We start from the raw sequence: 24,997 nt of genomic DNA on the forward strand, positions 1-24,997 counted from the left end.
TAAAACGTTTAAGTATCTGTCGCGCTTTTAATATTACACGTAACGGACTCTGAGCCAACGATGGGAATTGAACCCACGACCCCTTCCTTACCAAGGAAGTACTCTACCCCTGAGCTACGTCGGCTTATACTAGAGCTCATCAGAAAACAACATCCCTATTTACACTAAAAAGGAAGCTCATCTGCATGAATTTCCTCCTCCAGTCCTTGGTAATAAATATTTCCTGACAATAAAGAGCGGGAGACGAGGTTCGAACTCGCGGCCTATAGCTTGGAAGGCTATCGCTCTACCAACTGAGCTACTCCCGCTTTTTTGATTTAGAATGACAAACAACCGAACGACTGAATACATATTCACTTATCCAAACCTTCAGCTATTTACTCATTATCTTGTGGGGAGAGCAGGATTCGAACCTGCGAAGTCATTACAACAACGGAGTTACAGTCCGTCCCATTTGGCCGCTCTGGAATCTCCCCGAAACTAATTTCTACATTAAATCAGCAGAACTACCCTTAGATTTTCGCCGCTTTCGCCGCGCTGCTTGTTCTAAGGAGATGCAAAATTAAGCCCTTTTTGTTTCAAGTCAAATATTCGGACAAAAAAATGCGAAAAAATTTCTTCACCCCTACATGCCATACATTTGCAGCAGGCGCTCGTCTTTCTCGTTTGCCTTTATCTGCTGCATCAGGGTTTCTACCTCAGGCTTATCCGACATCACCATAAGTGTTTGATAAGCAGCTGCTCGCACATAATACAAGCGGTGGCTCTTGGCAAGCTCGCCCAAAAATGTGATCACCTCTGGGGTATTCGTCTCAGGATTGCTGGCCAGGTAAGCGCCAAAGCTCTGCAGCAAATAGTATAGCTGATTGTTGCTGGCCTTATGCAGCTTTTCCATAAACCAGTCATACTTCTCAGGTCCGGCCTGCACTGCATACACAGTTGCCAATGCTAAAGCTACCTCTTCGCTGTCCTCCTTCTCGAACTGCGTCATTTTCTGGCTGGCATCGCCAGCGCCTGTGCCGGCATAGGCCAGCAACGCAGCAGCAGCCACCTGGTACGAGCTGTCATTCATCGCCTGGTTATACAGGCTCTGGTACCTGGGTCCACCCCATCCTGCCAATGCAAGCAAGGCCTCGGCACGCACTGCGCTCTTCTTATCCTTTACCGCCATTTGCCTGATTAGTGGCTCCAGCGTCGAAACCTGGCCTTCTTTCAGGCGGCTAAGTATACCCAATGCCGTACTCCGCACCGACCAGTGTGCATCCTGCAAGGCTTCTTTATACATGCCTTGCACCTGCGCCCGGGCCGCCTGGTCTTGCAACTCTTGTAGCGCCTCCAGCTTCGACGCCAACTGCCCTGCGTGGCGGAACTGGAACAGCAGTTCGTCCTCGGTTTTCTCATGCTCTACTGTGGCCAGCAACTGCTGCTCTGCATCAAACAAGACCAGTTGCGGTTGTGTAGGCGCCTCAAACGAAAAAACCTGCTGGGCTTTGTCGATGACAACCGGGTGTACCTGCTTTTTACCGTCGGACCAGATAGCCACCTGCACCGGCAGGCGGTAGACGGGCATGTAGGTACTGTCCTGCACCTGCTGCACCTGTAGCTGTAACTGTCCTTTGCTGTAGCGCTGGGTTACAATCAGCTCCGGGTGGCCCGGCTTCATAAACCATTGGTCAAAGAACCACATCAAGTCCTGGCCGGTCACATCCTCAAAGGCCATACGCAGCTCGGCCACCTCCACGTCGCTATACTTGTTGCGCGTTAAGTATAAGTTGAGCGATGCCCACCAGGCCTCATCGCCCACAAGCTTGCGCAGCATGTGCAGCACCCTTCCTCCTTTGGCGTAGGAATGGCTGTCGAACATGTCTTCCCGGTCGTTGTAGTAATAGCGGATCAGCGGCTCCCGCTTCGTCTCTGCCTCATCCAGGTATTGCTCCAACTCCCCCAAGTGCAGGTAGGCTGCCTCGTCCGGGCCATACTTATACTCTGCCCACAAGTACTCAGAATAATTGGCAAAGGCCTCGTTCAGGGGCAGGTTGGCCCATGACTCTGTGGTGACCAGGTTGCCAAACCACTGGTGGAATAACTCGTGGGCAATGATACCGTCCCAGCTTTTATCCAGCAGTTCGCGTTCGTTCAGCTGCAGGTCCTCCATAAACGTGGAGGCCGAGGTGTTCTCCATTGCCCCGGAAACGAAGTCGCGCACCACTACCTGAGAATACTTCGCCCAAGGGTAATCTACTCCGAGCTTGGTGGTGAAGAACTCCAGCATCTCAGGCGTATTGCCGAAAATCTTCTTAGCGGTTTTCTCATAGGCTGGCTCCACATAGTAGTTCACCTCCAGTTCGCGCCAGCTGTCTTCTACCACGACATACTCGCCAATGGCCAGCATGGCCAGGTAGGGCGCGTGCGGCTCTTCCTGTTTCCAGTAGTCGGTTTTGGTACCATCGGCATTCTGGCGGGAGTATATGAATGTGCCATTGGAGAGCGTGGTGAACTCCGGGTCGATGGTGATGTAGATATCCTGCGTCATGCGCTCGTTCGGCGCGTCGATGGTGGGGAACCAGACGGAGTTTGCCTCTGTCTCGCCCTGCGTCCAGATTTGCCGGGGCTTGTTAGGCTCGGTGCCAAGCGGGTTGATAAAGTATAAACCCTTGTCGTCGGTGATGGCGTCGGAGCCGCTGGAGGCATACTCGTTTGGCTTGGCCGTGTAGTCAATTTCTAGTTTATACTTCTCGTCGCGGGTATACTCCTTGCCCAGGTCCACGGTAAGCTTCAGCCCATCGTACGTATGCTTCAGTTCCTTGCCATCATAGCCTTCCATCAGGTGCACACTGTGGATATCCATGCCTTTGGCGTCGAGCACCAGTTGGCGCTGAGGATAGAAGTATGGTTTCAGCGTGAGTTCGGCCAAGCCGTGCAGGTATTGTTTCTCCCAGTTAAAGCTGATGCGGAGGGTAGTGTGCAGCAGGTCGTGCTCGCGGGTGCGGGAAGGGTTAAAGCTGTGTTTCTTAGGCGCCCATACCGGCTCAGTACCTGCCGAGGGCGAGGCTTTGGCTGCAGCAGCGGCTTGAGGCTTTGTATCCAGTACAGGTTTGTTGATGTTGCAACCTCCGGCAAAGGCCATGGCAGCAGCAAGTCCAACTATACTCAGAAACCTATGGTTCATGGGCTGAAAGTTTTAAAATTTAAGGTCAAGTTCTAAAATACTCTGAGAAAACACTAACTTTAAGGTCGAAAACCACACGAAAAGAAGATGCTCCAGGTAAAAACCGGTAACGGCAAAACATGGCAGGTTGATATCCAGAAAGATACTATTCTTCTCAATAACTCACCTTTTGATTGGGATATTTCCCCCATCGGCCCCCATACGTTTCATATCATTAAAGGCGCGCGTTCCTTTACCGCGGAGGTGGTTTCGGCCAATTACCAGGACAAGACCTTCACGTTTAAGATAAACGGGGCCGTGCAGACGGTGAGCGTAAAAGACCGCTTTGACCTGCTGCTGGACCAGCTGGGCATGAGCAACGCCAACTCCCACAAAGTGAACGACGTAAAAGCGCCCATGCCAGGTCTTATACTTGAGGTGAAGGTGCAGCCGGGCCAGGAGGTGAAGAAAGGCGACCCAATCATGATCCTGGAGGCGATGAAGATGGAAAACATTCTGAAGTCGCCGGGGGACGGAGTAGTGAAGGAAGTGAAAGTGCAGGTGAGGCAGAATGTGGAGAAAAACCAAGTCCTGATCCTGTTTCAGTAAAGAAATTTATGTTAGCACAAGCGGCTGCCCCGGTGGCCGCTTTGTTGTGTATAACGAATCCATAACCTATACAGATAGTTTACCGTGAAGTATAAACGAATTTTGCTGAAGCTGAGTGGCGAGGCGCTGATGGGCGAACAGCAGTATGGCATCGACTCCAACAGGCTGCTGCAGTATGCCAAAGAGATTAGAGAAGTGACCGACCTGGGTGTAGAGGTGGCCGTGGTGATTGGCGGGGGCAACATCTTCCGGGGCGTGCAAGCCGAGCAAGTAGGCCTGGACCGCGTGCAGGGCGACTACATGGGTATGCTGGCAACTGTTATCAACAGCATGGCCCTGCAAAGTGCCCTGGAGAAGCTGGGGGTTTACACCCGCCTGCTCTCTGGCATCAACATCCAGCAAGTATGCGAGCCTTACATCCGCCGCCGCGCCGTACGTCACCTCGAGAAGGGCCGCGTAGTGATTTTTGGCGCCGGCACCGGCAACCCATACTTCACCACCGACTCTGCCGCATCCCTCAGGGCCATTGAGATAGAGGCAGACGTTGTATTGAAGGGTACCCGTGTGGATGGCATCTACTCTGCCGACCCAGAGAAAGACCCGAATGCCGTGTTCTACAGAAACATTTCGTTTAAAGATGTTTTTGAGAAGGGCCTGAACGTAATGGACATGACCGCCTTCACGCTTTGCAAAGAAAACGGACTGCCGATTATTGTGTTTGACATGAACACGCCCGGCAACCTGAAGCGCCTGATACAGGGCGAGGAAGTGGGCACCCTGGTAAGTATGGAGGACCTTGGCGAGACACTGAAGCAGACGGTAGACCAGATACAGCCCGCCCAAAAAACAGATAAAATTTAATTTTATTATTTTTGTCCTAAATTTTTTAGAACTCAATAAGTAAACCGATATGACGGAAGAAATTCAGTTTTACCTAAGCGAGGCAGAAGAGTCTATGCAGAAGGCAGTGCAGCACACTGGCCAGCAGCTATCCAAGATCAGAGCCGGCAAGGCATCTCCTGCCATGGTGGAGCACCTGCGTGTGGACTACTACGGCACCCCTACCCCTATTTCCCAGGTGGCAAACATTTCGGCAACAGATGCCCGTACACTGCTCATCAAGCCCTGGGAGAAAAACATGCTGGGCGAGATCAACAAAGCCATCAAGAACAGCGACCTGGGCCTGAACCCGCAGCAGGAAGCAGACGCCGTGCGCCTGAACATCCCGGCCCTGACGGAGGAGCGCCGCCGCGAACTGGTAAAGCAGGTGAAAAACGAAACGGAGTCCGGCAAAGTAGCCATCCGCAACATCCGTAAAGATGTGAACGACTCGCTGAGAAAGCTGCAGAAAGAAGGCACCGCCGAAGACGCTGTGCGTGACGCTGAAGGCCGCGTGCAGAAGCTGACAGATGCCTACATCGTAAAAATCGACGAGCTGCTCTCTAAGAAAGAGGCCGAGATTATGACGGTTTAATTGTGCGAATCACGTAACACGTATCAAGTATCACGACTACAAAAAAGAGGCCCCGCGATAGTTTCGCGGGGCCTCTTTTTTTATAGCTCAGCTTTAGATCCTGATGTAGTTCTTCGTGCTACGTGATTCGTAATTGCTACTGATACAACTTGTGCACCTGGATGTACTCTGCCACCACGTCGGGCACCATGTACTTTATACTTTTCTCCTCCCGGATGCACTGCCGGATAAAGGTAGCGGAAATATCCAGTATAGGCGCCTTGATAAAGGTTAAGCCGGGCATTTCAGGCAAGTCGGTGGTGACGGAGCCGGTGCGCGGGTACACGTATACTTTGTGATAGGCCAGGATGCTTTCGTAGTTCTTCCATTTCGGGAAGAGCGGCAGGTTGTCCTCCCCCATAATCAGCACAAACTCATAGCTGGGGTATTTTTCCTGCAGGTACGTCAGCGTGTCAATTGTATAGCTGGGCTTGGGCATGCTGAACTCGATGTTCGACACCCCCAGGTTTGGGTTATCCGCAATGGCCAGACTTACCATGTGCAGCCGGTCGAACTCGTGCAGCAGCGTGTTGCTGGGCTTAAACGGGTTCTGCGGCGACACCACCAGCCACACCGTGTCCAGGTCGGTGTTGGTGGCCATAAAGTTGGCAAGTATAAGGTGCCCGATGTGGATGGGATTAAAGGACCCAAACAGCAGCCCTACCTTCATACTATCGCAGGCTCAGACTTCAGGAAATCATTCACTAGTTTTTCGGCTTCGGCGCAGGCTTTCGGCAGGTCGTCGTTCACGATTACCTTATCGAACTTGTCCTCAAAGCTAAGCTCGAACTTGGCCTTAAACACGCGGCTGCTGATGCTCGAAGCCGAGTCGGTGTTGCGGGCAGTCAGGCGCTTGGCCAGCTCGTCAATGGAAGGCGGCTTTACGAACACCGCCAGTGCTCTCTCTTTGTAAAATTGCTTTATACTTAATCCTCCTTTAACATCTACGTCCAGTATTACATGCTTGCCGCTCTTCCAGATGCGCTCAATCTCAGACTTAAGCGTACCGTAAAAAGCGCCCTCATATACTTCCTCCCACTCCACAAACTCGTCGTTCTCGATTTTTTTCTTGAAATCCTCGGGGGTGATGAAGTAGTAGTCTTTGCCGTTTTCCTCGGAGCGGCCGCGCTTGTCGCGGGTGCAGGCCGAAATAGAGAAGCTCAGGTTAGGGTTTACGCCGAGCAGATGCTTTACAATAGTGGTTTTGCCGGCGCCGGACGGCGCCGAGAAGATAATAATCTTGCCTTGCATTAGGGGTTATAACGTTTCTTGGATTCTCGCTTTTATTGACTGCACCAGGCTATGTGGTACAATCACGCGCTTCAGGTGGCCAGATACCAGCCCTTTCAAGAGCTTTTGCTTCTGATGGTTCTCAAAGCAGCTGACGCACTCCTCGATGTGCTTGTTAAAGTATTGTTGCTCGTCTGTGGAGGCCTCCCCGTCTATCATCAGGTCCAACATGTCGGATACCCGCAAACATTCTTCCTCCCTGGTTGCGTCAGGCGTTTTCGGATACGCTTCTGTAAATTTAGATTCCATCTTTGCTCAAACTCTTTAAGTGTCTTTAACTGTTATATCCCATGCTTTTCGCATATTTTTCCAACTTCTCTTTCAAAGAGTTCCGGGCCCGGTGCAGCCTGGAGCGTACAGTGCCTATCGGGATGTCCAGTATCTTGGCCATCTCCTCGTAGGTAAAGCCTTCCAGGTCGCAAAGTATGATAACGGTTCTGAAGTCTACGGGAAGTGCGTTCAGGGCGCTGGCTACTTCATCCCCAATCAAGTCCTGCACACTTTCGGTGCGCATGTCGGTGGTGGTGGCCACCCCGCTCTCGCCTTCTACGTCGTCGGTGTTGTAATACCCCTCTACCTCGCTGTAATCTACCTTGGCGGGTTGCTTGCTCTTTTTCCGGAACTCGTTAATGAAAGAGTTCTTCAGGATTCGGAACAGCCATGCTTTTGCATTAGTTCCTTGCTCGAAATAGTCGAAAAAGCGATAAGCCTTCAGATATGTCTCCTGCACCAAATCGTTGGCGTCGTCTTCGTCTAAGGTGAGCCTGTAGGCAAAATTGTACAGGGGATCGAGCACGGGCAACAGCTCGGCCTCGAACCGTGCGTCCTTTTCCTCCTTACTCAGTTGTTTACCTGTTTGATCGCTCATCTACTTAAGTGGATTTTGTACCTTGTGAAGCCCTCCATCGCGCGTAAACGCAAATATAGGAATTTTAATTACATACCCTGCTTGCCGCCTTAGGGTTGCACCGGAGCGGGGCACAGGAACGGCACCTTTGCCCTATTGCACCAATGCAGGCAGAAAAAAGCCGGTATCGTTAGTGCTTTTACGTGTATACGTTTTATAAGATAGGGTTTGGGTACTATTTCCGTATAACTTCGCCGGGCTGCCTACTTTATACTACTTTTGTAGCCACAAACCCGCTACACAATAAATAAGCAAAGCACATGCGCGTACTACACCTTGTATCAGAGAAAACATGGAGAGGCGGCGAGCAGCAGGTGGCCTACCTGATAGCGGAACTGCAGCAACTGGGGGTAAGCAATTATGTGGCCTGCCGCAAAGGTTCTGCCTTCCATGAATATTGCCTGCGGCAACGCATCCCGCACGCGGCCCTGCCCTTTGCCAACGAGTTCGATGTGGTGACCGCGCTTCGTGTAAAAGCTTACTCCCGACAGCACAAACTGGAGCTGATGCATGTGCACAGCGGCCACGCCCACGCCATCAGCGTGCTGTCGCATGCGCTGGGCAATACCCTGCCCATTATACTTAGCAGGCGCGTTGATTTTCCGGTTAAGAACAACCTGCTCTCCCGCCTGAAGTACAATTACAAGGGTATCCAGCGCGTGGTGTGCGTGTCTGACAAGATCAAGGAGGTGGTGTCGCAGAGCCTGGATCGGCCGGAGCTTTGCATCACCGTGTACAGCGGCATAGACCTGAGCCGCTTTGCCGGTAGCGCCAAAACAGGCAAGCTGCACCGCGAGTTTAACCTACCGCCGGAAGCTCCGCTCATTGGCAACATATCGGCCATTGCCCCGCACAAGGACTATTATACTTTCATCGACACGGCCGAACTAGTGCTGCTGCAGCACCCTGAGGCCCGGTTCTTTATCATCGGCGATGGCCCGCTGCGCCAGGACATCGAATCCTACGCCCGCCACAAAAACCTGCAGGACCGGGTTATCTTCACCGGTTTCCGGAAAGACATACCTGAGAGTATGCCTGAACTGGATGTGATGCTGGTTACTTCTGAAACCGAAGGGCTGGGCACTACCATTCTGGACGCCTTTGCCTGCCGGGTGCCGGTAGTGGCCACTAGGGCCGGCGGCATTCCGGAAATTGTGCGGGATGGGGTTACAGGCCTGCTGGCGCCGGTAAAGGCCCCTGCCGAGCTGGCCCAAAAAGTACACGAGGTCCTCACCAACGAGCAGAAGCGGCAGCAGCTCATCGAAGGCGCCTCTAGGCTGCTGCAGGAGTTCTCCAAGCAAAACACGGCACGGCGCACGCTGGCCATTTACCAGGAAGTGCTCGGCAAAGTATAAAGTATAAAACCGGGTTATACTTCCCTCCGCTTCTGCTGCCTGTTGTGCATGTATAGCTTCAGGTATTTATAGTATACCGACTCGGCCGACGACACCGAGATGATGAACCCTTCCGGGCCATCGAGGAAGCCGCGCTTGAGAATATAAGCCCTGAAAAAGCGGAAAAGAGGCTTGAGAATGACCATGGGCAGCGACACCGTTTTCCCGTCGCGGATCAGCGCCTTGGACGAGGCATCGGTAAACTTGTTGATCTGCCCCAGGTGCTGCGTGACGGTATAGTAGGAATAGTGCAGCAGGTCGCCGCGCAGGTGCTGCAGGGTAGCCCCCTGGCTCAGGATAATTTTGTCATGCGGGTTCTCGCCGCCCCATACGGCCTTGCTGCGGTCGAACAGGCGGACTTTGGTATCGGGGTACCAGCCGGAGTGGTGGATCCACTTGCCGCAGTAGTTGGTGAGCCGGTTCATACTATAGGCGTCGGACTGCCAGTTGTTTTTTGCCGCCAGCACCGCCTGCTCCAACTCCGGCGAAAGGGCCTCATCCGCGTCCAGCGACAGCACATGCTGAAAAGTAGCCTGGGTTAAGGCGTAATTCTTCTGCTCGATGTGCCCTTCAAACGGATGCTCCATAAACCTGGCCCCGTAGCTCAGGCAAATCTCCCTGGTGCGGTCGGTGGAGTAAGAGTCCACCACCACTAGCTCATCTGCCACCTGCTTTACAGACTCCAGGCAACGGGCGATATTGCGCTCCTCGTTATAAGTGATGACAACAACAGAAAGTTTGACTGGCATAAGGCGACTTCAAAAAAATCGGTAATCTATACGTTTATGCTTTAGCCGGTTTGGCTACGGCAAATTTAACCCTCAAAGGTATTCTAAAATCCTGAGTTACGCCTCTTACACACTCAAACTATACCTTTTACAGGCAAACTTCCCCCTATCACCAATAAAATGTAACCCTTAAACCCATACTTTTCAGCCATTCCTGCGTAAGCAAATTTATACTATAACCCCCTTGCACTTGCACTTTGCAAAGACACAACTAGCACCGGGGCCTGTAAGTATGGAGACTGACCATGTACCTGAGACGTTTACTCTTTTTTCTGAGCCTGTTCGTGGCTTCTGCCGCCACCGCACAACAGTACAACATACGCAGCTGGACGCTGGAGCAGGGGCTGCCGCAGTCGCAGGTGATGGCCATACAGCAGGACAACAAGGGCTTTCTGTGGCTGGCTACGCGTGCCGGCCTCAGCCGCTTTAACGGCATCAACTTTCATACCTACACCAAAGACCATGGCCTGAGCAGCCACAACATCTCCACCCTGTTTATTGACAGCCGCCAGCGCCTCTGGATAGGCACCACCGATGCCGGGCTGCAGCTCTTCGACGGCACCGGCTTTGAGCGGTATGGGCCCGGCTACGGCCTGCGGGCGCAAGCCATTAACTGCATCTCCGAAGACAGGAAGGGCAACATCTGGCTGGCTACCAACGAGGGCATCTTTTACATCACCAGCACCCGGGTGGAAAAGTATAAAGCGCTGCCCGATGCTTTTTATACGGCTATTGCCCATACTGCCTCCGGCAATCTGTGGGCAGGAACGCAGCAGAACGGCGTCTACAAAGTATCTGCCGATAACCTGGTGTCGCATTACACTCCCGAAAGCAGCGCCCTGCCGCATCAGCATGTCACCACCATTACCACCGACAACGATGGCCATGTATGGATAGGCACGGCGCGAGGCCTGGCAAGAGCCAGCGACACCCTCAGCCCGGTGGAATTGCCCGGCAACCTGGACAGCAGCTATGTTACCTGCTTTACCCACGACAGCTACAACAACCTCTGGATAGGGCTGCAGCGCGACGGACTGCTAAAGTATGACGGGCAGAGCTTTTCCTACATCACGCGCCGCAGCGGCCTTCGCACGAGCCGTATCACCTCGCTGGCCACCGACGCCGAGGGCAACGTCTGGATCGGCACCAACGGCTACGGCGTGCAGCAGTACCGGGCTCCGTGGTTTGTGCACTTCTTCGACTTTGGCCACCTCACCGAACCCCGCATCACGGCCGTGGGGCAAGACCAGTCGGGCACGCTCTGGTTTGGGACAGATGAGGGCGAACTGGCGCGGATGCTGCCGCGGGGTCCGGAGTGGCAGACACCTACCCCATGGCCGCGCGGGGCGTCTATCTACCACTTTTTGCCAGCGGGCGAGGAGATGTGGGTAAGCACCAGCAATGGCATCTGGCGGCTGGGCAAGGGCAGCTCGAAAAGGTACGCTGTGGCCCAAGGACTGCCCTCCCCGGATGTATACCAGGGCGCAGTGGGCCCGGATGGCAAGTTATACTTTGCAACGGCCGGCGGCGTGGTCATGCTCTCGCAGGACTCGCTCAAACGCATTCCATTTGCCGGAGGCACCATCAAAGCGAGCACCATCTTCCGCGACAGCCAAAACAGACTATGGGTTGGCGCCGACCAGGGAGCCTTCCTGGTAGAGCAGGGGCAGCTGGTAAAGCCGCAGGAGCTCGCGCAACACCAGCTATCCGAAATCCGCTCTATAACAGAGGACAAAAACGGAAATTTATACTTTGCCGCCTTCAACACGGGGCTTCTGGTGCTGCAGGGCAGCCAGGCCAAACTCTATACTTCTGCAGAAGGGTTACCCAACGAGGCCATAAAAACACTGTATACAGACGATCAGGATAACCTGTGGATAGCCACCAACCGCGAGTTGCTAAAGGTCGATCTCCCCTTGCTGCACAAGCAAGGCCGCTTTAGCTACCGTACCTACACCAGCCCAAGCGGCTTCAGGGGTCAGGAAGTATGCGACAATGCCATATTGCAGACAGCAGACGGACACATATGGTTTGGCACCAACAAAGGCCTTACGCACTACCTGCCCCACCTGGACCGCCAGCGGCCGGCTTATCCCAAGCTGGTGCTGACAGAGGTCCTGCTGCACTCTACCCCCACTGACTGGGATGCGTTGGGCTATAAAGTAGACAGCCTGACCGGACTTCCCCGGAACCCGCGCCTGCCGTATACCCTCAACCACCTCTCTTTTAATTTTCACGGCATTTCGCTTTCAGACCCCGAGCAGGTAGAGTATAAGTATAGGCTCCGGGGCTTCGACGACACGTGGTCGCACGGCACGGAACGCTCTTACACCACCTTTGCCAACCTGCTGCCCGGTAAGTATACGTTTGAGTTGCTGGCCCGAAACACCGACGGCAACTGGACGCCCGAACCGCTCACCTATAGCTTCACCATCACCCCTCCCTTCTGGCGGCGCGAGTGGTTTATCGGGGTGCTGCTGCTGGTGCTGGCCGGGGCGGTGCTGAGTGTGGTGCGCCTGCGTGAGCGGAGCCTGGTAAAAATGAATTCACTGCTGGAGATGAAGGTGGACCACCGCACCCGCCTCTTGGAGCGCCAGAACCGGGAGAAGGAGATCCTGCTGCAGGAAATCCACCACCGCGTTAAAAACAACCTGCAGATCGTTATCAGCATGCTTAACCTGCAGGCCCGCCACGTGCAAGACCCCACCGCGCAGGAAGTGATGCAGGCACTGCGAAGCCGCGTGAGGTCCATGTCGCTGCTGCACGAGCGCCTCTACCGCCACGACGACCTGGAACAAATCAGCCTGGAGGAATACTTTTTGGAGATTTGCGAAAGCCTTTATGCCTCTTATGGCGTAAGTATGGATAGAGTTGAGCTTGAATTGGATATTCCTTACACAAAAGTAGACTTAGACGCGGCAATTACGTTAGGCCTTATTGTAAACGAGCTTGTATCCAACACCTTAAAATACGCTTTCCCGAACAATGCGCATGGGGTGCTACGCATTGAGTTAAAGAAGCACGACGACGTGCAATATACCCTGACTATCAGCGACAATGGGCGCGGCTTGCCGAAGGATTTCTTTGAGAAGCAGCAGAGTGGGCAGTCATTCGGGCTCAAGCTGGTGCAGTCGCTGAGCCGCAAACTGGAAGGCAATATTAGCTTTTACAACACTCATGGCACAAAATCAATATTTTATTTTGTTTTGCCATCATAATATTATTTTTTACGTATGCACCTAATGCTATGACAAAACCTAAAATCCTCATTTCGGAAGACGAGGTCATCATCGCAGAAGATCTAGCGGCAAGCCTGGAAGAATTAGGTTACGAAACGTGTGCGATAGACTCAGGGGAGGACACGATCGACATGATTCGGGAAACACAACCCGACCTGGTGCTGCTGGATATCAATCTGAAAGGCGATGCTGACGGAGTTAACATTGGTGCCCGCATCCGGGAGGAGTTCGGCATCCCGTTCATTTACCTTACGGCCTACGCTGACCCGGCCACGATTGACCGCGCCAAAAAAACGGAGCCGGATGGTTTTCTGGTCAAGCCTTTTGATGAAAAGAGCCTGCGCTCGGCCATCGAGATAGCCCTGTACAAGCACGACAGCAACCACAAAGACAACAGGCATAATAACGGCGCCAGCCTTAACCCAAAGGATAAGGAGGTGAACGCCGACTATATTTTTGTGAAGGTAAAGCACCGCATCATAAAGGTGCACTACAGCGATATTTTGTGGGTGGAGGCCTATGACAACTACTCCTTTATCGTGACTGCCGACCAGAAATACCTGGTAAGCTCCACCCTGAAGGACATGGAGAACAAGCTGCCGTCGCAGAACTTTGTGCGCGTGCACCGCTCCTACATCGCCAACCTGGACAAGATAGAGGCCCTGGAGGAAAACTCGGTGGTGTTCTCGAAAGGCGAGATTCCGATTGGCAAGTCTTACAAAAAGGCCCTGATGTCGCGGTTCAACATTATCTGACGTATAGCCATCGTTCACCGAAGCATACTAACTTAACGCTTCTGAAAAAACAAGAGGCCAGCGCTTTGCAGCGCTGGCCTCATTATACTTACAGCCGTACAGGCTTAGTATCTGTAGTACTCCGGCTTAAACGGACCTTCCACTGTCACGCCAATGTAGGCAGCCTGGTCAGGAGACAGCTCATCCAGCTCCACACCAATTTTACCTAAGTGCAGGCGAGCCACTTTCTCGTCCAGGTGCTTCGGCAAAGTATAAACCTTGTTCTCGTAAGCATCGGCGTTCGTCCAAAGCTCAATCTGGGCCAGGGTCTGGTTAGAGAAGGAGTTAGACATCACAAACGATGGGTGTCCGGTAGCGCAGCCTAGGTTCACCAGGCGGCCTTCTGCCAGCACGATAATGTCTTTTCCATCGATGTTGTACAGGTCTACCTGCGGCTTGATTTCGTCTTTAGTGTTGCCATAGCTGCTGTTCAGCCATGCCATGTCAATCTCGTTGTCGAAGTGGCCGATGTTACAAACGATGGCCTTATCTTTCATAGAGCGGAAGTGCTGCTCGGTGATGATGTCTTTGTTACCAGTAGCAGTAACTATGATATCGGCCTCTTTTACGGCATCAGCCATTCTTTTCACGGCAAAGCCATCCATGGCAGCCTGCAGCGCACAAATCGGGTCAATTTCAGTAACGATAACACGGGCACCGGCACCACGCAGAGAGGCAGCAGAACCTTTGCCCACGTCGCCATAACCAGCCACAACAGCCACCTTACCGGCCATCATCACGTCGGTGGCACGGCGAATCGCATCTACCAAAGACTCTTTACAGCCATACTTATTATCGAACTTAGACTTGGTAACGGAGTCGTTCACGTTGATAGCAGGCATTGGAAGTGTACCGTTCTTCACACGCTCGTAGAGGCGGTGCACACCAGTAGTTGTCTCTTCAGACAGCCCTTTGATACCGGAAGCCAGTTCCGGGTACTTGTCCAGCACCATGTTGGTCAGGTCGCCACCGTCGTCGAGGATCATGTTGAGCGGCTTGCGGTCTTCGCCGAAGAAAAGCGTCTGCTCGATGCACCAGTCAAACTCCTCAGCCGTCATGCCTTTCCAGGCATAAACCGAGATACCGGCAGCGGCAATGGCAGCAGCGGCGTGGTCCTGGGTAGAGAAAATGTTGCAGGAAGACCAGGTCACTTCAGCACCCAGCTCCACCAGCGTTTCAATAAGAACTGCCGTCTGGATGGTCATGTGCAAACAACCGGCAATGCGGGCACCAGCCAGGGGCTTGCTAGGGCCATACTCCTCACGGATAGCCATTAGGCCCGGCATCTCTGCCTCAGCCAGTTTAATTTCTTTGCGGCCCCACTCAGCCAGCGCTATATCTTTAACTTTATACTTCAGATACGTCTCAACCATTTTTTCTTCTTTTTTCTGATAAAACACAAAATTACGCAATTTGTTGCATTCCATCAAGATTAGCTGGTCTACTGCGACTAATAAGCAGTGAACACAAAAAAACAGCGCCCACCAAAGTATGGCGGGCGCTGCAGCTACGGGTAAAGGAGTTATTCTTCGTTCACGATAACCTGTGCCCCGAGTGTGTTGGTGTTACCCTCTGGTGGGCTCAGGAAGCCGCGGGCAAACACAGTGTAGATATCGCCGCTTCTCAGCTCCACGTTCGGGATGGTGAGCACTGCCGTAGTGCTACCGGCCGGACGAACCTCTAAAGTATAAGTACCCGCACTTACTGGCGTAAAAGGAGTGGCTGATTTAAAGGCTCTGTTGCTGAACAGCACCGGGCCGCCCTGCACGGCAATGTCAACGGCAGGCGCATCAGGAGAAAGGTGCACAAAACGCACATGCGACATACCGCTGGCCGGGTCGGTCAAGTCGTCTTCCAGTACCAGCGCTTCGATATTATCCAGTGTGTTGATGGCAAACACAGTATAATCTTTGTCGCGCTGCAGGTTAAGGTCCGCATTGATGACGGTGGTAGTGGTGCCCGCCGCATTTACCTTTATGTTCTGCGTGCCTGCCGGCAACTCCAGGTAACCTGTGTTGTTAGGGAAGGTAAGGGGAGAATTGTTCACTTTCACATCATTAACCAGCAAGTCTACACCTGGGGCATCCGGCGAAGCATGCACGACCATCACCTCCGCCTCCTCTACCAGGTCTACTCCGTCGTCATCGTCATCGCATCCTGCCAGGAACAAAGCAGGCACTGCTGCCACCATCGCCATTTTTTTCATCCAATACTTCATAGCTCATTCAGAAATTAAAGTTTAATAAATAATTCTTTCATACTTCCTTTAACTGCCGTTGCGATTATTTTGTTTAACAAATATGTAAAAACGTTAAACAAATTAGTATACCGCCTCTTTTTTTTAATCAATATCTTTGCAGCAGCCCATACAAAACCACCATGCGTACATTTACACCCGAGGAACAGGACTTTATACTTCGGCACCAGCAGCACGACGTAGCCCAGCTGATGCTGCAAGCCGGCCGCTACCCGCAGTTGCCGGTGCAGGAGCTGGTGCAGCAGATAAAGGCCCGCCAGAAAGCTGCCCAAAAGCTGCCTACCTGGGTGCAGCACCCGCAGGCGGTGTTCCCGGTGGCGCTGTCGGTGGAGCAGAGTTCTTCGGAGGAAACGGCGGCATATAAGGCCAGCCTGGTGAGTGGTAAATTACTGGTTGACCTGACCGGCGGCTTTGGAGTGGATAGTTTATACTTTGCCCGCAGCTTTGCGCAGGTGGTGCACGTGGAACAGAATCCGGAGCTGCAGGAGGTGGCCAAGTATAACTTCGGTTTGCTGGGCGCTACGAACATCCAAAGTATAAATGCCACGGCTGAGGACTTTCTGCAAACGATGGAAGGCAAGGCAGATGTTTTATACTTAGACCCCGCCCGCCGCGGCCATCACGAGCAGAAGCTGCACCTGCTGCAGGACTGCGAACCGGACGTGCTGCACCTGCTGCCGCTGCTCTTCCAGAAGGCCGACGCTATACTTTTGAAAACCTCGCCCATGCTCGACATTGAGCAGGCTCTGCAGGAACTGGCCCAGGTGGTGCAGGTGTGGGTGGTGGCGCTGCAGAACGAAGTGAAGGAGGTTTTATACTTGCTCCAGCCCGAAGCCCCCGCCCCTGCCGATGTGCCCCGCACGGCCGTGAACCTGCTGCCCAACGCCGCGCCGCAGTTGCTTACTTTCACCCGTGCTCAGGAGGAGGCTGCCAATCCCATTTATGCCGACCCGCTGGCATATGTGTATGAGCCGAACGCTGCCATCCTGAAGGCAGGGGTTTACCGTTTTCTGGGCCAGCACCTGCAGCTAAGCAAGCTGCACCCCAACAGCCACCTCTATACTTCGGCGCAGCTGCTGCCCCACTTCCCGGGCCGCAGCTTCAGGTGCCTTGACGTGAGCCGCTACAACAAAAAGGAACTGCTCAAACACTTGCCGGAGAAGAAAGCCAACATTACGGTGCGCAACTTCCCGGAGTCGGTGGCGGATATCCGCAGGAAGACTGGCATTAAAGAAGGCGGCCATACGTACCTTTTCTTCACCACCGACATGCACCAAAAGCCGGTCGTGCTCATCTGCGAGAAAGTATAACCCACGCAGCAAGCCAACACAAAGTATAAAAGTATAGCTGCGCTGCTTCAGCCCGTGCTTTTATACTTTGTCCCGTTTCCCGCACGCACCGCATGACCGGAAACTCTCATAGCAGACGGTGCCCTGGCGCCCACCAGAATTAACTCTCATAACGCCAGCGACATCCCCAACAGCCGCCCTTAAACTGACTCCAATAACAAAAGACGCACTCAGGAGTTGTAACATAACATACACAGCAAACTGCCGTACACCTCTAGAACGGCTATGGCTGTAAGGTTTTTATGTTTCACCAATAATCTTCTGAAAACGAATGAAAGACCAGAAAAAGAGAAGCTGGGAGTTCCACGGCTTTGCAAGCAACCCTGAAAAGTCATTTGAGGCAGGCAAAAAAGGCAACCGCCTGGCCATCGAAAACTCCATTAGGAACAGCAACAACAGCCCGAACAACCCAATGGCCGAAGACCGCACCGCCTCTAAAACCAGCAACCAGAACAAGCCTGCGCAGGGCAAGGGCTGGCAAAGTGTTAAAGCAGGCTCCAAAGAGGCTGGCCGCAAAAACGAGCCCACAGCCGAGGAATAGCCCGAATCACTTAACCTATGAAAACCATGAAGAATCAGGATAAAAACAAGCAGAGTGATCTAACTGACAAAAACAAAAGCGGCAAGAAAGACATCGGCAACAGCCTGGAACGCGATGTAACCAATAGCAAGCAAACCGGCAGAACGCCCCAAGCCCGCACTGACAACGAACAGGATAGCGAAAGCAACAAGCGCTAACTGCGTAGTTTGATATTTAGGCAAAACAGCCACAGCACTTTATGCTGTGGCTGTTTTGCGTTACGCTTCTCTGTAAATCTTCGTACTTTACCCGTATACTTCTGTAACTATGAAAAAGACGTTCCCGACGCTCCTGCTCCTGTGGCTGTGCTCGCTTTCGGCCCTTGCCCAGGCACCCTCCGAGAAGGTGGTGGGCTTTCTGCTGCACGCCCCCGGCCTGCCCGACACAGCGCAGGTATACATTACCGGCAATGCCCCTGAGCTGGGCAACTGGAGCCCTGGCAAAATACAGATGGAGCGTACGGGCCCCGATACCTGGCAGAAAGAGATAGTGCTGCTGGAGCCGATGCTGTTGGAGTATAAGTATACCTTGGGAAGCTGGGAACAGGAAGCCGCCGACAGTACCGGAAACCCGCTCCGCAATTTCACTGTGAAGGTGGAAAGCAGCCTGCAGGTAAAAAACAAGGTAACCAACTGGCGCAGCGGCGACAGCAAGGAGCTGGTGAAAGGCGGTGTTACCGGCGAACTGGTGTACCACGAAAAGGTGGGCAAGAGCACCCTCATCCCGCCACGCGACCTGGTGGTGTGGCTCCCTCCCAATTATGAAAAGGACAAGAAAAAGCATTACCCGGTACTTTACCTGCACGACGGCCAGAACCTCTTCGACCCCAATACCAGCTCCTTCGGTGTGGATTGGCGCGTGGATGAAACTGCCGACAGCCTCATCCGCCAGAAGGCCATAGAGCCGATTATTATTGTGGGAATCAACAACACTCCAGACCGTATGCAGGAATACACCCCCGGTGAGAAAGGATCCGCTTACGTGGATTATGTGGTAAACACGGTAAAGCCTTTTATCGACAGCACTTACCGTACCAGGCCGGGCGCAAAGTATACGGCCACCGGCGGCTCCTCGGCAGGCGGCACCATCGCCTTTATGCTGGCCTGGGAGCATCCGGAGGTTTTCTCCAAGGCCATCTGCATGTCGCCGGCCTTTAAGATTCAGCACATCGACTACGTGGACGACGTGCAGGCTTACAAGGGGAAAAAGAAGCCAGTATACTTTTACATCGATAACGGCGGTGTGGAACTGGAGGAGCAGCTGCAGCCAGGCATAGACGAGATGCTGCAAACCCTGAAGCAGAAAGGCTACCGCGAGGGCAAAGACTATACTTGGGTGAAGGACGAAAAAGCCAAGCACTTCGAGTCGGCGTGGGGCAAGCGCATGCCGCAGGCGCTGCAGCTGGTCTTCCCGGCAAAATAGACCGTGCCGCTTCTCCAAAATTTAGCATTCTCTTAACACGGGCAGTTTTCACGGTTGCCCATTATTCGTTAAATTGCTTTTCACTCCTGGCTGAAAAAAAGCTTCGGGATGTAACTAATGCGAAGGCAATGTTTGAGATCCGATACCTGCACGAAGCTCCCCAACACTTCGACACCGTAGCCGACTGGATTTACCGGCAGTGGTGGCAGAAGCCCGGCAACACCGCAGAGGTGGTGCGGGTGCCGCTGCGCGAGCACCTGCAGGCACAACCTCTGCCTGCTGCCTTTGTGGCGCTGGATGCCGAAAAGCCGATAGGCTCTGTGCTGCTGATAGAGAGCGATGGTGTGGATGCCCTGCCCGACCTGAAGCCCTGGCTGGCCGCCCTCTACGTGCTGCCAGCCTACCGCGGGCAAGGCGTGGGCAAGCAACTGGTGCAGGCCCTGGAGCTGCACGCCCTGCAGGCAGGCTTTACCGACCTGTACCTGGTCGCCACCGACAGGGTAAGCTTTTATTATGAGCTGGGCTGGCGCGTGTACACCAAACTGGTAGGCAAAAACGGAATTACCATCATGCACAAAAGTATGGCTTCCGCCTCTGCGTAGCGCCAACAGGAAGTATAAGACAGTCGTTTGTGCTGAAGTATAGTTTGTAGGATATAAAGCGTTATCTAAATCCTACTCATACTCTCTTTCTACTGTTTATCCATACAGGTTTATGCTGCAAAAAATCTTACGCACTGATGATGCCCGCACAACCATTCTAATCCGACTGATGGTGGGCGTCGTGTTTCTGTCGGAGGGAATCCAGAAGTTCCTGTTTCCGGACGTCCGCGGCGCGGGGCGCTTCGAGAAGATTGGCCTGCCCTCGCCCGAGTTCCTGGGCACTTTGGTGGGCTTTGTAGAAACTAACTGCGGCGCATTGCTTATACTTGGGTTCTTTACCCGCCTGGCCAGCATTCCGCTTATCATCATTATGTTGGTGGCCCTGGGCACGACCAAGCTGGAGATTCTGGCAAACGAGGGCCTTTGGGAAATGCTGCATGCCTTCCGCACAGACTGGGCGATGCTGCTGGGCAGTATTTTTCTGCTGATAAAGGGCGGCGGGTATGGGTCTGTGGATAGAAAACTGATGAATGAAAAATAACAACGGAGAGTTAAAGGAGGTTGGCAAACTATTCCTGAAACTCGGCACGATAGCGTTCGGGGGACCGGCCGCGCACATCGCCATGATGGAGGACGAAGTGGTGAAGAAGCTCAAATGGATGACGCACGAGCACTTCCTGGACCTGGTAGGCGCCACCAACCTTATCCCCGGCCCCAACTCCACCGAAATGACCATGCACTGCGGCCACGAGCGCGCCGGCTGGAAAGGCCTGGTAGTGGCGGGCGCAGCTTTTATACTTCCGGCAGTGCTGATTACGATGGTGTTTGCCTGGCTTTACAGCAAGTATGGACAACTGCCCCAGGTGGAACCTTACCTCTACGGCATCAAGCCTGCAGTTATTGCCATCATACTCTCCGCCTTGATCAGCCTCGGTCAGAAAGCGCTGAAAAGTACAGCGCTTTGGATTTTGGGCATCTTAACCGCTGCAGCTGCCCTGTTAGGAGTAAATGAAATTCTGGCGCTCTTTGGTTGCGGCTTTGCCGGGCTGCTGCTCTATCTTATCCGGAACCGCGCTACAACCGCCAATGGGTTCGCCCCGCTCCTACTCTTGCAGGCGCCGTTGCTGGCAGTTCAGAGCAGTAACTTCAAAATCTGGCTGAGCTTCCTAAAAGTAGGTGCCCTGCTCTATGGCAGCGGCTATGTGCTGTTTGCTTTTCTGGATGCGGAGTTGGTAGCCAAAGGCCTGCTAACGCGGCAGGAACTGATTGACGCCGTAGCCGTGGGGCAGTTTACGCCAGGGCCAGTGCTCTCTACCGCCACGTTTGTAGGTTGGCAGCTAAATGGTTTCTGGGGTGCGGTGGCCGCCACCGTGGGGATTTTCCTGCCTTCCTTTGTTTTTGTAGCTCTCCTGAACCCGCTCATCCCCAAACTGCGGAAGAGCAAAGCCATGTCCGCCTTTCTGGATGCTATCAACGTGGCCGCCGTCGCCGTTATACTTGCCGTTGCCGTTGAAATGAGCCGCGATACCCTCACCGATTGGCGCACTGTCCTCATTGCCGTTATCAGCTTTATCGTTGTCTTCAAGTTCAAGAAGCTGAATAGCGCCTTTATAGTGATTGGCGGGGCTGTGCTGGGGTATTTGCTGACGCTGGTGTAGATCCCGCCCCTGCCCCTCTTTGGCTAAGGAGGGGAGCTCTGTAGCTGCTGATGCTGAAGTATGAGTTGCATAGTCAAAGTATGAACACCCCTATAGTCCCCTCAAGGGGACACTCTTTGTACTACTAACTTTACACTTCTTTTTCCGATAGCAAAGGCTTGAGCCAAGAAGTATCAATCCCAGTCCTTGGGTTGAGCGCCTTCTAGATTTCCGGTGCCGCAGGCAGCCCGAGGTACGAGGGCAGGAAATGTAGACAGCGCGATGCCCAAGGGCGAGCCCTCTCGGGCTTGAGAGCACCCAAGCCAGAAATGCAACAAGACGTTTGTGGGAACTAGAGGATGAACGGCAGCTAGTAAGAACAGCTTGTATCCAGTTGCGGGAAGCAGCGGCTCAGGGAAGTATAGCCAAAGTATAAAACCTGGTTTTTCAAGCCAGTCAAGTTGCAAACTTGACCTCATAAAAGGACACAAGTCTGAAGATTTGCGCCATAAATTGCATCTCACTTCTTCCTACTCACCCACTTATTCCCCTTTAACCAAAACCGCCAGGGTAGCAAGGCATCCTCCCCGGCATAATCCACCCCGATGCGGGGACCGGCGGCTATACTTTCTGCTGGCAGTACCAGGCCTTTATCCTCCAGCCAAATGGTGTCACCCGTCAGGTCGGCGCCGTAGAGCTTTCTGTCTATCCCCAGGGCTATACTTAGCACACCCGGACCGGCTGTTAAGTTCGATTTTATACTCTCAAAGCCGCGGCGCAACAGCATTTCCTCTATCCCTACTTCCGGCTCAATGGCCCGCACCAGCACGGCATCGGCTTTGTCTTGCTCGTTGGTGATGATGTTGAACAGGTGGTATATGCCGTAGATGAGGTACACGTAAGCCACGCCGCCTTCGCTGTACATGATTTCGGTGCGGGCGGTGCGGCGGTTGAGGTGGGCGTGGCAGGCACGGTCGTTTTGCCCCGAGTAAGCCTCGGTCTCCACAATCATTCCGCCGGTCAACATACCATCTACACAAGTATAAAGGTACTTGCCCAGCAGCTCCTGCGCCAGTTGCACCACATCAGGCCGGGTATAGAATTCCTTCGGAAGCTTCAAGTTTAGTTATTCGTTGGTCGTTATTTGTTGTTGGGGTACGTGCTCTTAGGAGCAGAGTTAATCGCCATGATAAATGTTAACTGTTAAATGAAAAATGTTCCCTACCTTTGCCTTCAGATTGGTGGCCGTGAAACTATCGTTTTATGGCCTTAAAAGGGAAGCAGGTGTGAGTCCTGCGCTGTTCCCGCAACTGTCATCTTCTTAAAAAGGGTTAGCCAACACCTTAGCCACTGTGCCGCTCGCGCTGCATGGGAAGGCGCGCTAACTGAAGAGAGCCAGGAGACCTGCCAGTCCGACACTGATTTTGTCGTATGCTTTCGGGTAAAAAGCTGCACGGCCACCGCTATACTTTATCGCGTTTGCTGTTCCTGCCTTTGCCCCTCCTAGCATGCTTCGGGATGTAAGCACCGTTTGTTTTGGCTAGATTCTCATTTCTGAACGTATGGCTTGGCGCCTGCCTGAGCAGCGTGCCTGTCGCGGCGATGGCCCAGCAGGACACCACGCAGCACCAGTTGCGCACCGTGGAGGTGTTCGGCAAACCCGCCGAAGTATACGCCGCCGGTAGCCGCGTGGTGCAGCTGGACAGCGCCTTCCTCAGCACCTACAGCTCCGGCTCCCTGGCCGAGGCGCTGCAGGCACGCACGCCGCTATACTTTAAAACCTATGGAGCCAGCGGAAGTTCTACGGTAGCTTTCCGGGGCACCAATGCCTCCCAAACGGCCGTGCTTTGGAACGGACTCCACATCGCCTCTCCCACCTTGGGGCAGGCTGATTTCTCTGTCTTACCCCTGAGTGGCATCGGGGAGGTGGCGGTGCAGCATGGCTCAGCGGCGGCAACTTATGGCAGCGGAGCGATTGGTGGGGCGGTGCTGCTCAACTCTCCCAAGTATAACACCCAAGGTTTGGGGGGTGACGTGAAGTTGGAGACAGGTAGTTTTGGTCGCTACTTTGGCAGCGGCAGCCTGGGTTACGGCAGCAAGAACTTCAGCTATGCCCTCAGCGCCTACGGCCACCTGGCAGAGAACAGCTTCAAGTATAAAGACCTGAGCCGCTTTGGCACCCCGGAAGTACGGCAGGAGCACGCCCAGGTGCAGCAGCATGGGCTCACGCAGGACCTGAACTGGCACATCTCTCCGAGCACCGCGCTAAGCCTGCACGGCTGGTATACCTTCTCGGACCGGGAGTTGCAGCCGGCCATGGGCTCTGTGAATGCCAATGCCCGGCAGCTGGACAAAAGCCTGCGCCTGATGGCGGACCTGCAGCACCAGAGCCGGCTGGGGCAAACAGACGTGAAACTCGCTTACTTCAACGACCTGCTGCACTACACGGACAATAGCACCGACTCTGAAGCTAACGTGGAAACCTACCAGCTGCAGGCGGAGCAGACCTATACCTATGGCGAGCGCTGGAGCCTGCGCGGTGGCATCAATTTACAGCACTTTGTAGCAAGGAACGATGGCTATGCCAGCCAGCAGGAGGAAAGCCGCGCCTCCCTGTTCGCCCTTTTCCGCTACGACCCGGTGCAGCCCCTGCAACTTACCCTGAATTTGCGCCAGGCGCTGGTAGAAAACTATAATCCGCCGCTCACCCCTGCGCTTGGCTTTAACTGGAAGTTCTTCAACAGCAACCTACATCAGGTATCCCTGAAAGGCAATGCCAGCGGCAGTTACCGGGTGCCTACGCTCAACGACCGTTTCTGGGCGGGTGCCGGCAACCCTGACCTAAAGCCGGAGCAGGGTTGGAACTACGAACTGGGCCTGCGCCACGTGTTGGTGCAAGGCAACACTTTCCTGCTGGAAACGGAGGTTACCGGCTACTACATGCTTATCGACGACTGGATTCAGTGGGCCCCCAACCACACCGGCCTCTGGCGCCCGACCAACCTGCAGAAGGTGAAGAGCGAGGGCCTTGAACTTAGCACGACTGCAACCGCTACGCTTGGCGAACTCAAGCTCAGCTCCACGGCGGGCTATACTTATACTTCATCGGTGCAGGCCAAAGTATACGAGGGCAGCGGCAGCGACCAAGGCAAGCAATTAATGTATGTGCCGCGCCATAAGGGCCTATTGGCTGCAGAGGCCAAGTATAAAAATTGGAGCCTGCTGGGCAACCTGAACTACACCGGCCTGCGCTATACGTCCAACTCCGAAACCAGCCACCTCGACAGTTTTATGCTGCTGAACCTGGCCCTGAGCCGGAGGCTGCAGCTGGGGTCAAACACGCTGCTGCTCACGCTCCGATCCGACAACCTGACCAATGCCGCCTACCAGACCATGGCGTACCGCGCCATGCCGCCACGCGGTTATACTTTCAGCTTGCGCTTTATCATTCCATAAATCATACTTTAA

23 protein-coding genes, 3 tRNA genes and 1 riboswitch are annotated in these 24,997 nt (G+C 53.7%); of the genes, 14 read left to right on the forward strand and 12 right to left on the reverse strand.

Going from position 1 to position 24,997, the window contains the following annotated elements:
- Positions 1-52 precede the first annotated feature (52 nt).
- From BM040_RS13635 to BM040_RS13650, 4 genes are all read right to left on the reverse strand, one after another.
- A tRNA-Thr gene (locus BM040_RS13635) sits at positions 53-124 on the reverse strand.
- A 111-nt stretch (positions 125-235) separates the two neighbouring features.
- Positions 236-308: transfer RNA gene (locus BM040_RS13640), tRNA-Gly, on the reverse strand.
- Positions 309-392: 84 nt separating this feature from the next.
- Positions 393-476 (reverse strand) — tRNA-Tyr (locus BM040_RS13645).
- Positions 477-625: 149 nt separating this feature from the next.
- Positions 626-3,169, reverse strand: coding sequence for a M1 family metallopeptidase (locus BM040_RS13650; protein WP_092102399.1), 2,544 nt, complete (start codon positions 3,167-3,169; stop codon positions 626-628).
- Between the two features lie 87 nt (positions 3,170-3,256).
- On the opposite strand from BM040_RS13650, the gene BM040_RS13655 reads away from it, so the two are divergent.
- The 3 genes from BM040_RS13655 (at position 3,257) to frr (ending at position 5,231) form a co-directional block, all read left to right on the forward strand.
- Positions 3,257-3,757, forward strand: coding sequence for an acyl-CoA carboxylase biotin carboxyl carrier protein subunit (locus tag BM040_RS13655; protein WP_092102402.1), 501 nt, complete (start codon positions 3,257-3,259; stop codon positions 3,755-3,757).
- Between the two features lie 84 nt (positions 3,758-3,841).
- Positions 3,842-4,618, forward strand: a complete 777-nt coding sequence (gene pyrH / locus BM040_RS13660; protein ID WP_092102406.1) for a UMP kinase — start codon at positions 3,842-3,844, stop codon at positions 4,616-4,618.
- Positions 4,619-4,667: 49 nt separating this feature from the next.
- On the forward strand, positions 4,668-5,231 hold the full coding sequence (gene frr, locus BM040_RS13665; protein WP_092102409.1) for a ribosome recycling factor: 564 nt from the start codon (positions 4,668-4,670) through the stop codon (positions 5,229-5,231).
- Between the two features lie 136 nt (positions 5,232-5,367).
- Here frr and nadD read toward each other — a convergent pair whose 3' ends face one another.
- From nadD to BM040_RS13685, 4 genes are read right to left on the reverse strand one after another with little or no spacing between them, the layout of a single operon-like run.
- Positions 5,368-5,940, reverse strand: a complete 573-nt coding sequence (gene nadD, locus BM040_RS13670; RefSeq protein WP_092102412.1) for a nicotinate (nicotinamide) nucleotide adenylyltransferase — start codon at positions 5,938-5,940, stop codon at positions 5,368-5,370.
- Positions 5,937-6,521, reverse strand: coding sequence for a guanylate kinase (gene gmk, locus BM040_RS13675; RefSeq protein ID WP_092102415.1), 585 nt, complete (start codon positions 6,519-6,521; stop codon positions 5,937-5,939). Before gmk ends, nadD begins: the two co-directional genes overlap by 4 nt.
- A gap of 6 nt (positions 6,522-6,527) precedes the next feature.
- Positions 6,528-6,809 carry a zf-HC2 domain-containing protein gene (locus BM040_RS13680; protein WP_092102418.1) on the reverse strand — a complete coding sequence of 94 codons (282 nt, stop codon included), beginning with the start codon at positions 6,807-6,809 and terminating at the stop codon, positions 6,528-6,530.
- 25 nt (positions 6,810-6,834) lie between these two features.
- The gene (locus BM040_RS13685) at positions 6,835-7,428 is read right to left on the reverse strand and encodes a sigma-70 family RNA polymerase sigma factor (RefSeq protein ID WP_046310151.1); all 594 of its coding nucleotides are present in this window, start codon (positions 7,426-7,428) and stop codon (positions 6,835-6,837) included.
- Between the two features lie 299 nt (positions 7,429-7,727).
- Between BM040_RS13685 and BM040_RS13690 the strand changes: the two genes are divergently transcribed.
- Positions 7,728-8,822, forward strand: coding sequence for a glycosyltransferase family 4 protein (locus BM040_RS13690; protein ID WP_092102420.1), 1,095 nt, complete (start codon positions 7,728-7,730; stop codon positions 8,820-8,822).
- Between the two features lie 14 nt (positions 8,823-8,836).
- On the opposite strand, the gene BM040_RS13695 is transcribed toward BM040_RS13690, so the two are convergent.
- On the reverse strand, positions 8,837-9,610 hold the full coding sequence (locus BM040_RS13695; protein WP_092102423.1) for a glycosyltransferase family 2 protein: 774 nt from the start codon (positions 9,608-9,610) through the stop codon (positions 8,837-8,839).
- A 284-nt stretch (positions 9,611-9,894) separates the two neighbouring features.
- Between BM040_RS13695 and BM040_RS13700 the strand changes: the two genes are divergently transcribed.
- Both BM040_RS13700 and BM040_RS13705 read left to right on the forward strand, forming a co-directional pair.
- Positions 9,895-12,867, forward strand: coding sequence for a ligand-binding sensor domain-containing protein (locus BM040_RS13700; RefSeq protein ID WP_092102426.1), 2,973 nt, complete (start codon positions 9,895-9,897; stop codon positions 12,865-12,867).
- A 29-nt stretch (positions 12,868-12,896) separates the two neighbouring features.
- Positions 12,897-13,643, forward strand: a complete 747-nt coding sequence (locus BM040_RS13705; protein ID WP_092102429.1) for a LytR/AlgR family response regulator transcription factor — start codon at positions 12,897-12,899, stop codon at positions 13,641-13,643.
- 104 nt (positions 13,644-13,747) lie between these two features.
- Here the strand turns inward: BM040_RS13705 and ahcY are convergent, their stop codons facing one another.
- Together ahcY and BM040_RS13715 are read right to left on the reverse strand one after the other, a co-directional pair.
- Positions 13,748-15,055: an adenosylhomocysteinase gene (ahcY, locus tag BM040_RS13710; protein ID WP_092102912.1), complete on the reverse strand. Its 1,308-nt coding sequence runs from the start codon at positions 15,053-15,055 to the stop codon at positions 13,748-13,750.
- A 149-nt stretch (positions 15,056-15,204) separates the two neighbouring features.
- Entirely contained in the window at positions 15,205-15,900 is a 696-nt protein-coding gene (locus tag BM040_RS13715; RefSeq protein ID WP_092102432.1) for a DUF4397 domain-containing protein, read from the reverse strand.
- A gap of 161 nt (positions 15,901-16,061) precedes the next feature.
- Here BM040_RS13715 and BM040_RS13720 point away from each other — a divergent pair, with 161 nt between their 5' ends.
- From BM040_RS13720 to chrA, 7 genes are all read left to right on the forward strand, one after another.
- On the forward strand, positions 16,062-17,249 hold the full coding sequence (locus BM040_RS13720; RefSeq protein WP_092102434.1) for a THUMP-like domain-containing protein: 1,188 nt from the start codon (positions 16,062-16,064) through the stop codon (positions 17,247-17,249).
- Between the two features lie 310 nt (positions 17,250-17,559).
- A complete protein-coding gene (locus BM040_RS13725; RefSeq protein WP_092102437.1) occupies positions 17,560-17,829 on the forward strand; it encodes a hypothetical protein in 270 nt (89 codons plus the stop codon).
- A gap of 17 nt (positions 17,830-17,846) precedes the next feature.
- The gene (locus BM040_RS13730; protein ID WP_092102440.1) at positions 17,847-18,026 is read left to right on the forward strand and encodes a hypothetical protein; all 180 of its coding nucleotides are present in this window, start codon (positions 17,847-17,849) and stop codon (positions 18,024-18,026) included.
- Positions 18,027-18,135: 109 nt separating this feature from the next.
- The gene (locus BM040_RS13735; RefSeq protein ID WP_092102443.1) at positions 18,136-19,290 is read left to right on the forward strand and encodes an alpha/beta hydrolase-fold protein; all 1,155 of its coding nucleotides are present in this window, start codon (positions 18,136-18,138) and stop codon (positions 19,288-19,290) included.
- Between the two features lie 128 nt (positions 19,291-19,418).
- Positions 19,419-19,892 carry a GNAT family N-acetyltransferase gene (locus BM040_RS13740; protein WP_092102446.1) on the forward strand — a complete coding sequence of 158 codons (474 nt, stop codon included), beginning with the start codon at positions 19,419-19,421 and terminating at the stop codon, positions 19,890-19,892.
- Positions 19,893-20,004: 112 nt separating this feature from the next.
- A complete protein-coding gene (locus BM040_RS13745; RefSeq protein WP_092102448.1) occupies positions 20,005-20,433 on the forward strand; it encodes a DoxX family protein in 429 nt (142 codons plus the stop codon).
- Entirely contained in the window at positions 20,423-21,550 is a 1,128-nt protein-coding gene (gene chrA, locus BM040_RS13750; RefSeq protein WP_092102451.1) for a chromate efflux transporter, read from the forward strand. The genes BM040_RS13745 and chrA overlap by 11 nt, the downstream gene beginning before the upstream one ends.
- 499 nt (positions 21,551-22,049) lie before the next feature.
- On the opposite strand, the gene BM040_RS13755 is transcribed toward chrA, so the two are convergent.
- Complete coding sequence (locus BM040_RS13755; protein ID WP_092102454.1) at positions 22,050-22,649, reverse strand: DNA-3-methyladenine glycosylase; 600 nt, start codon at positions 22,647-22,649, stop codon at positions 22,050-22,052.
- 102 nt (positions 22,650-22,751) lie between these two features.
- Positions 22,752-22,955, forward strand: a riboswitch (cobalamin riboswitch).
- 110 nt (positions 22,956-23,065) lie between these two features.
- Here BM040_RS13755 and BM040_RS13760 point away from each other — a divergent pair.
- The gene (locus tag BM040_RS13760; RefSeq protein WP_139217809.1) at positions 23,066-24,985 is read left to right on the forward strand and encodes a TonB-dependent receptor plug domain-containing protein; all 1,920 of its coding nucleotides are present in this window, start codon (positions 23,066-23,068) and stop codon (positions 24,983-24,985) included.
- The last annotated feature ends 12 nt before the right edge of the window (positions 24,986-24,997 follow it).

Source organism: Pontibacter chinhatensis (assembly GCF_900113285.1).
Lineage (GTDB): Bacteria > Bacteroidota > Bacteroidia > Cytophagales > Hymenobacteraceae > Pontibacter > Pontibacter chinhatensis.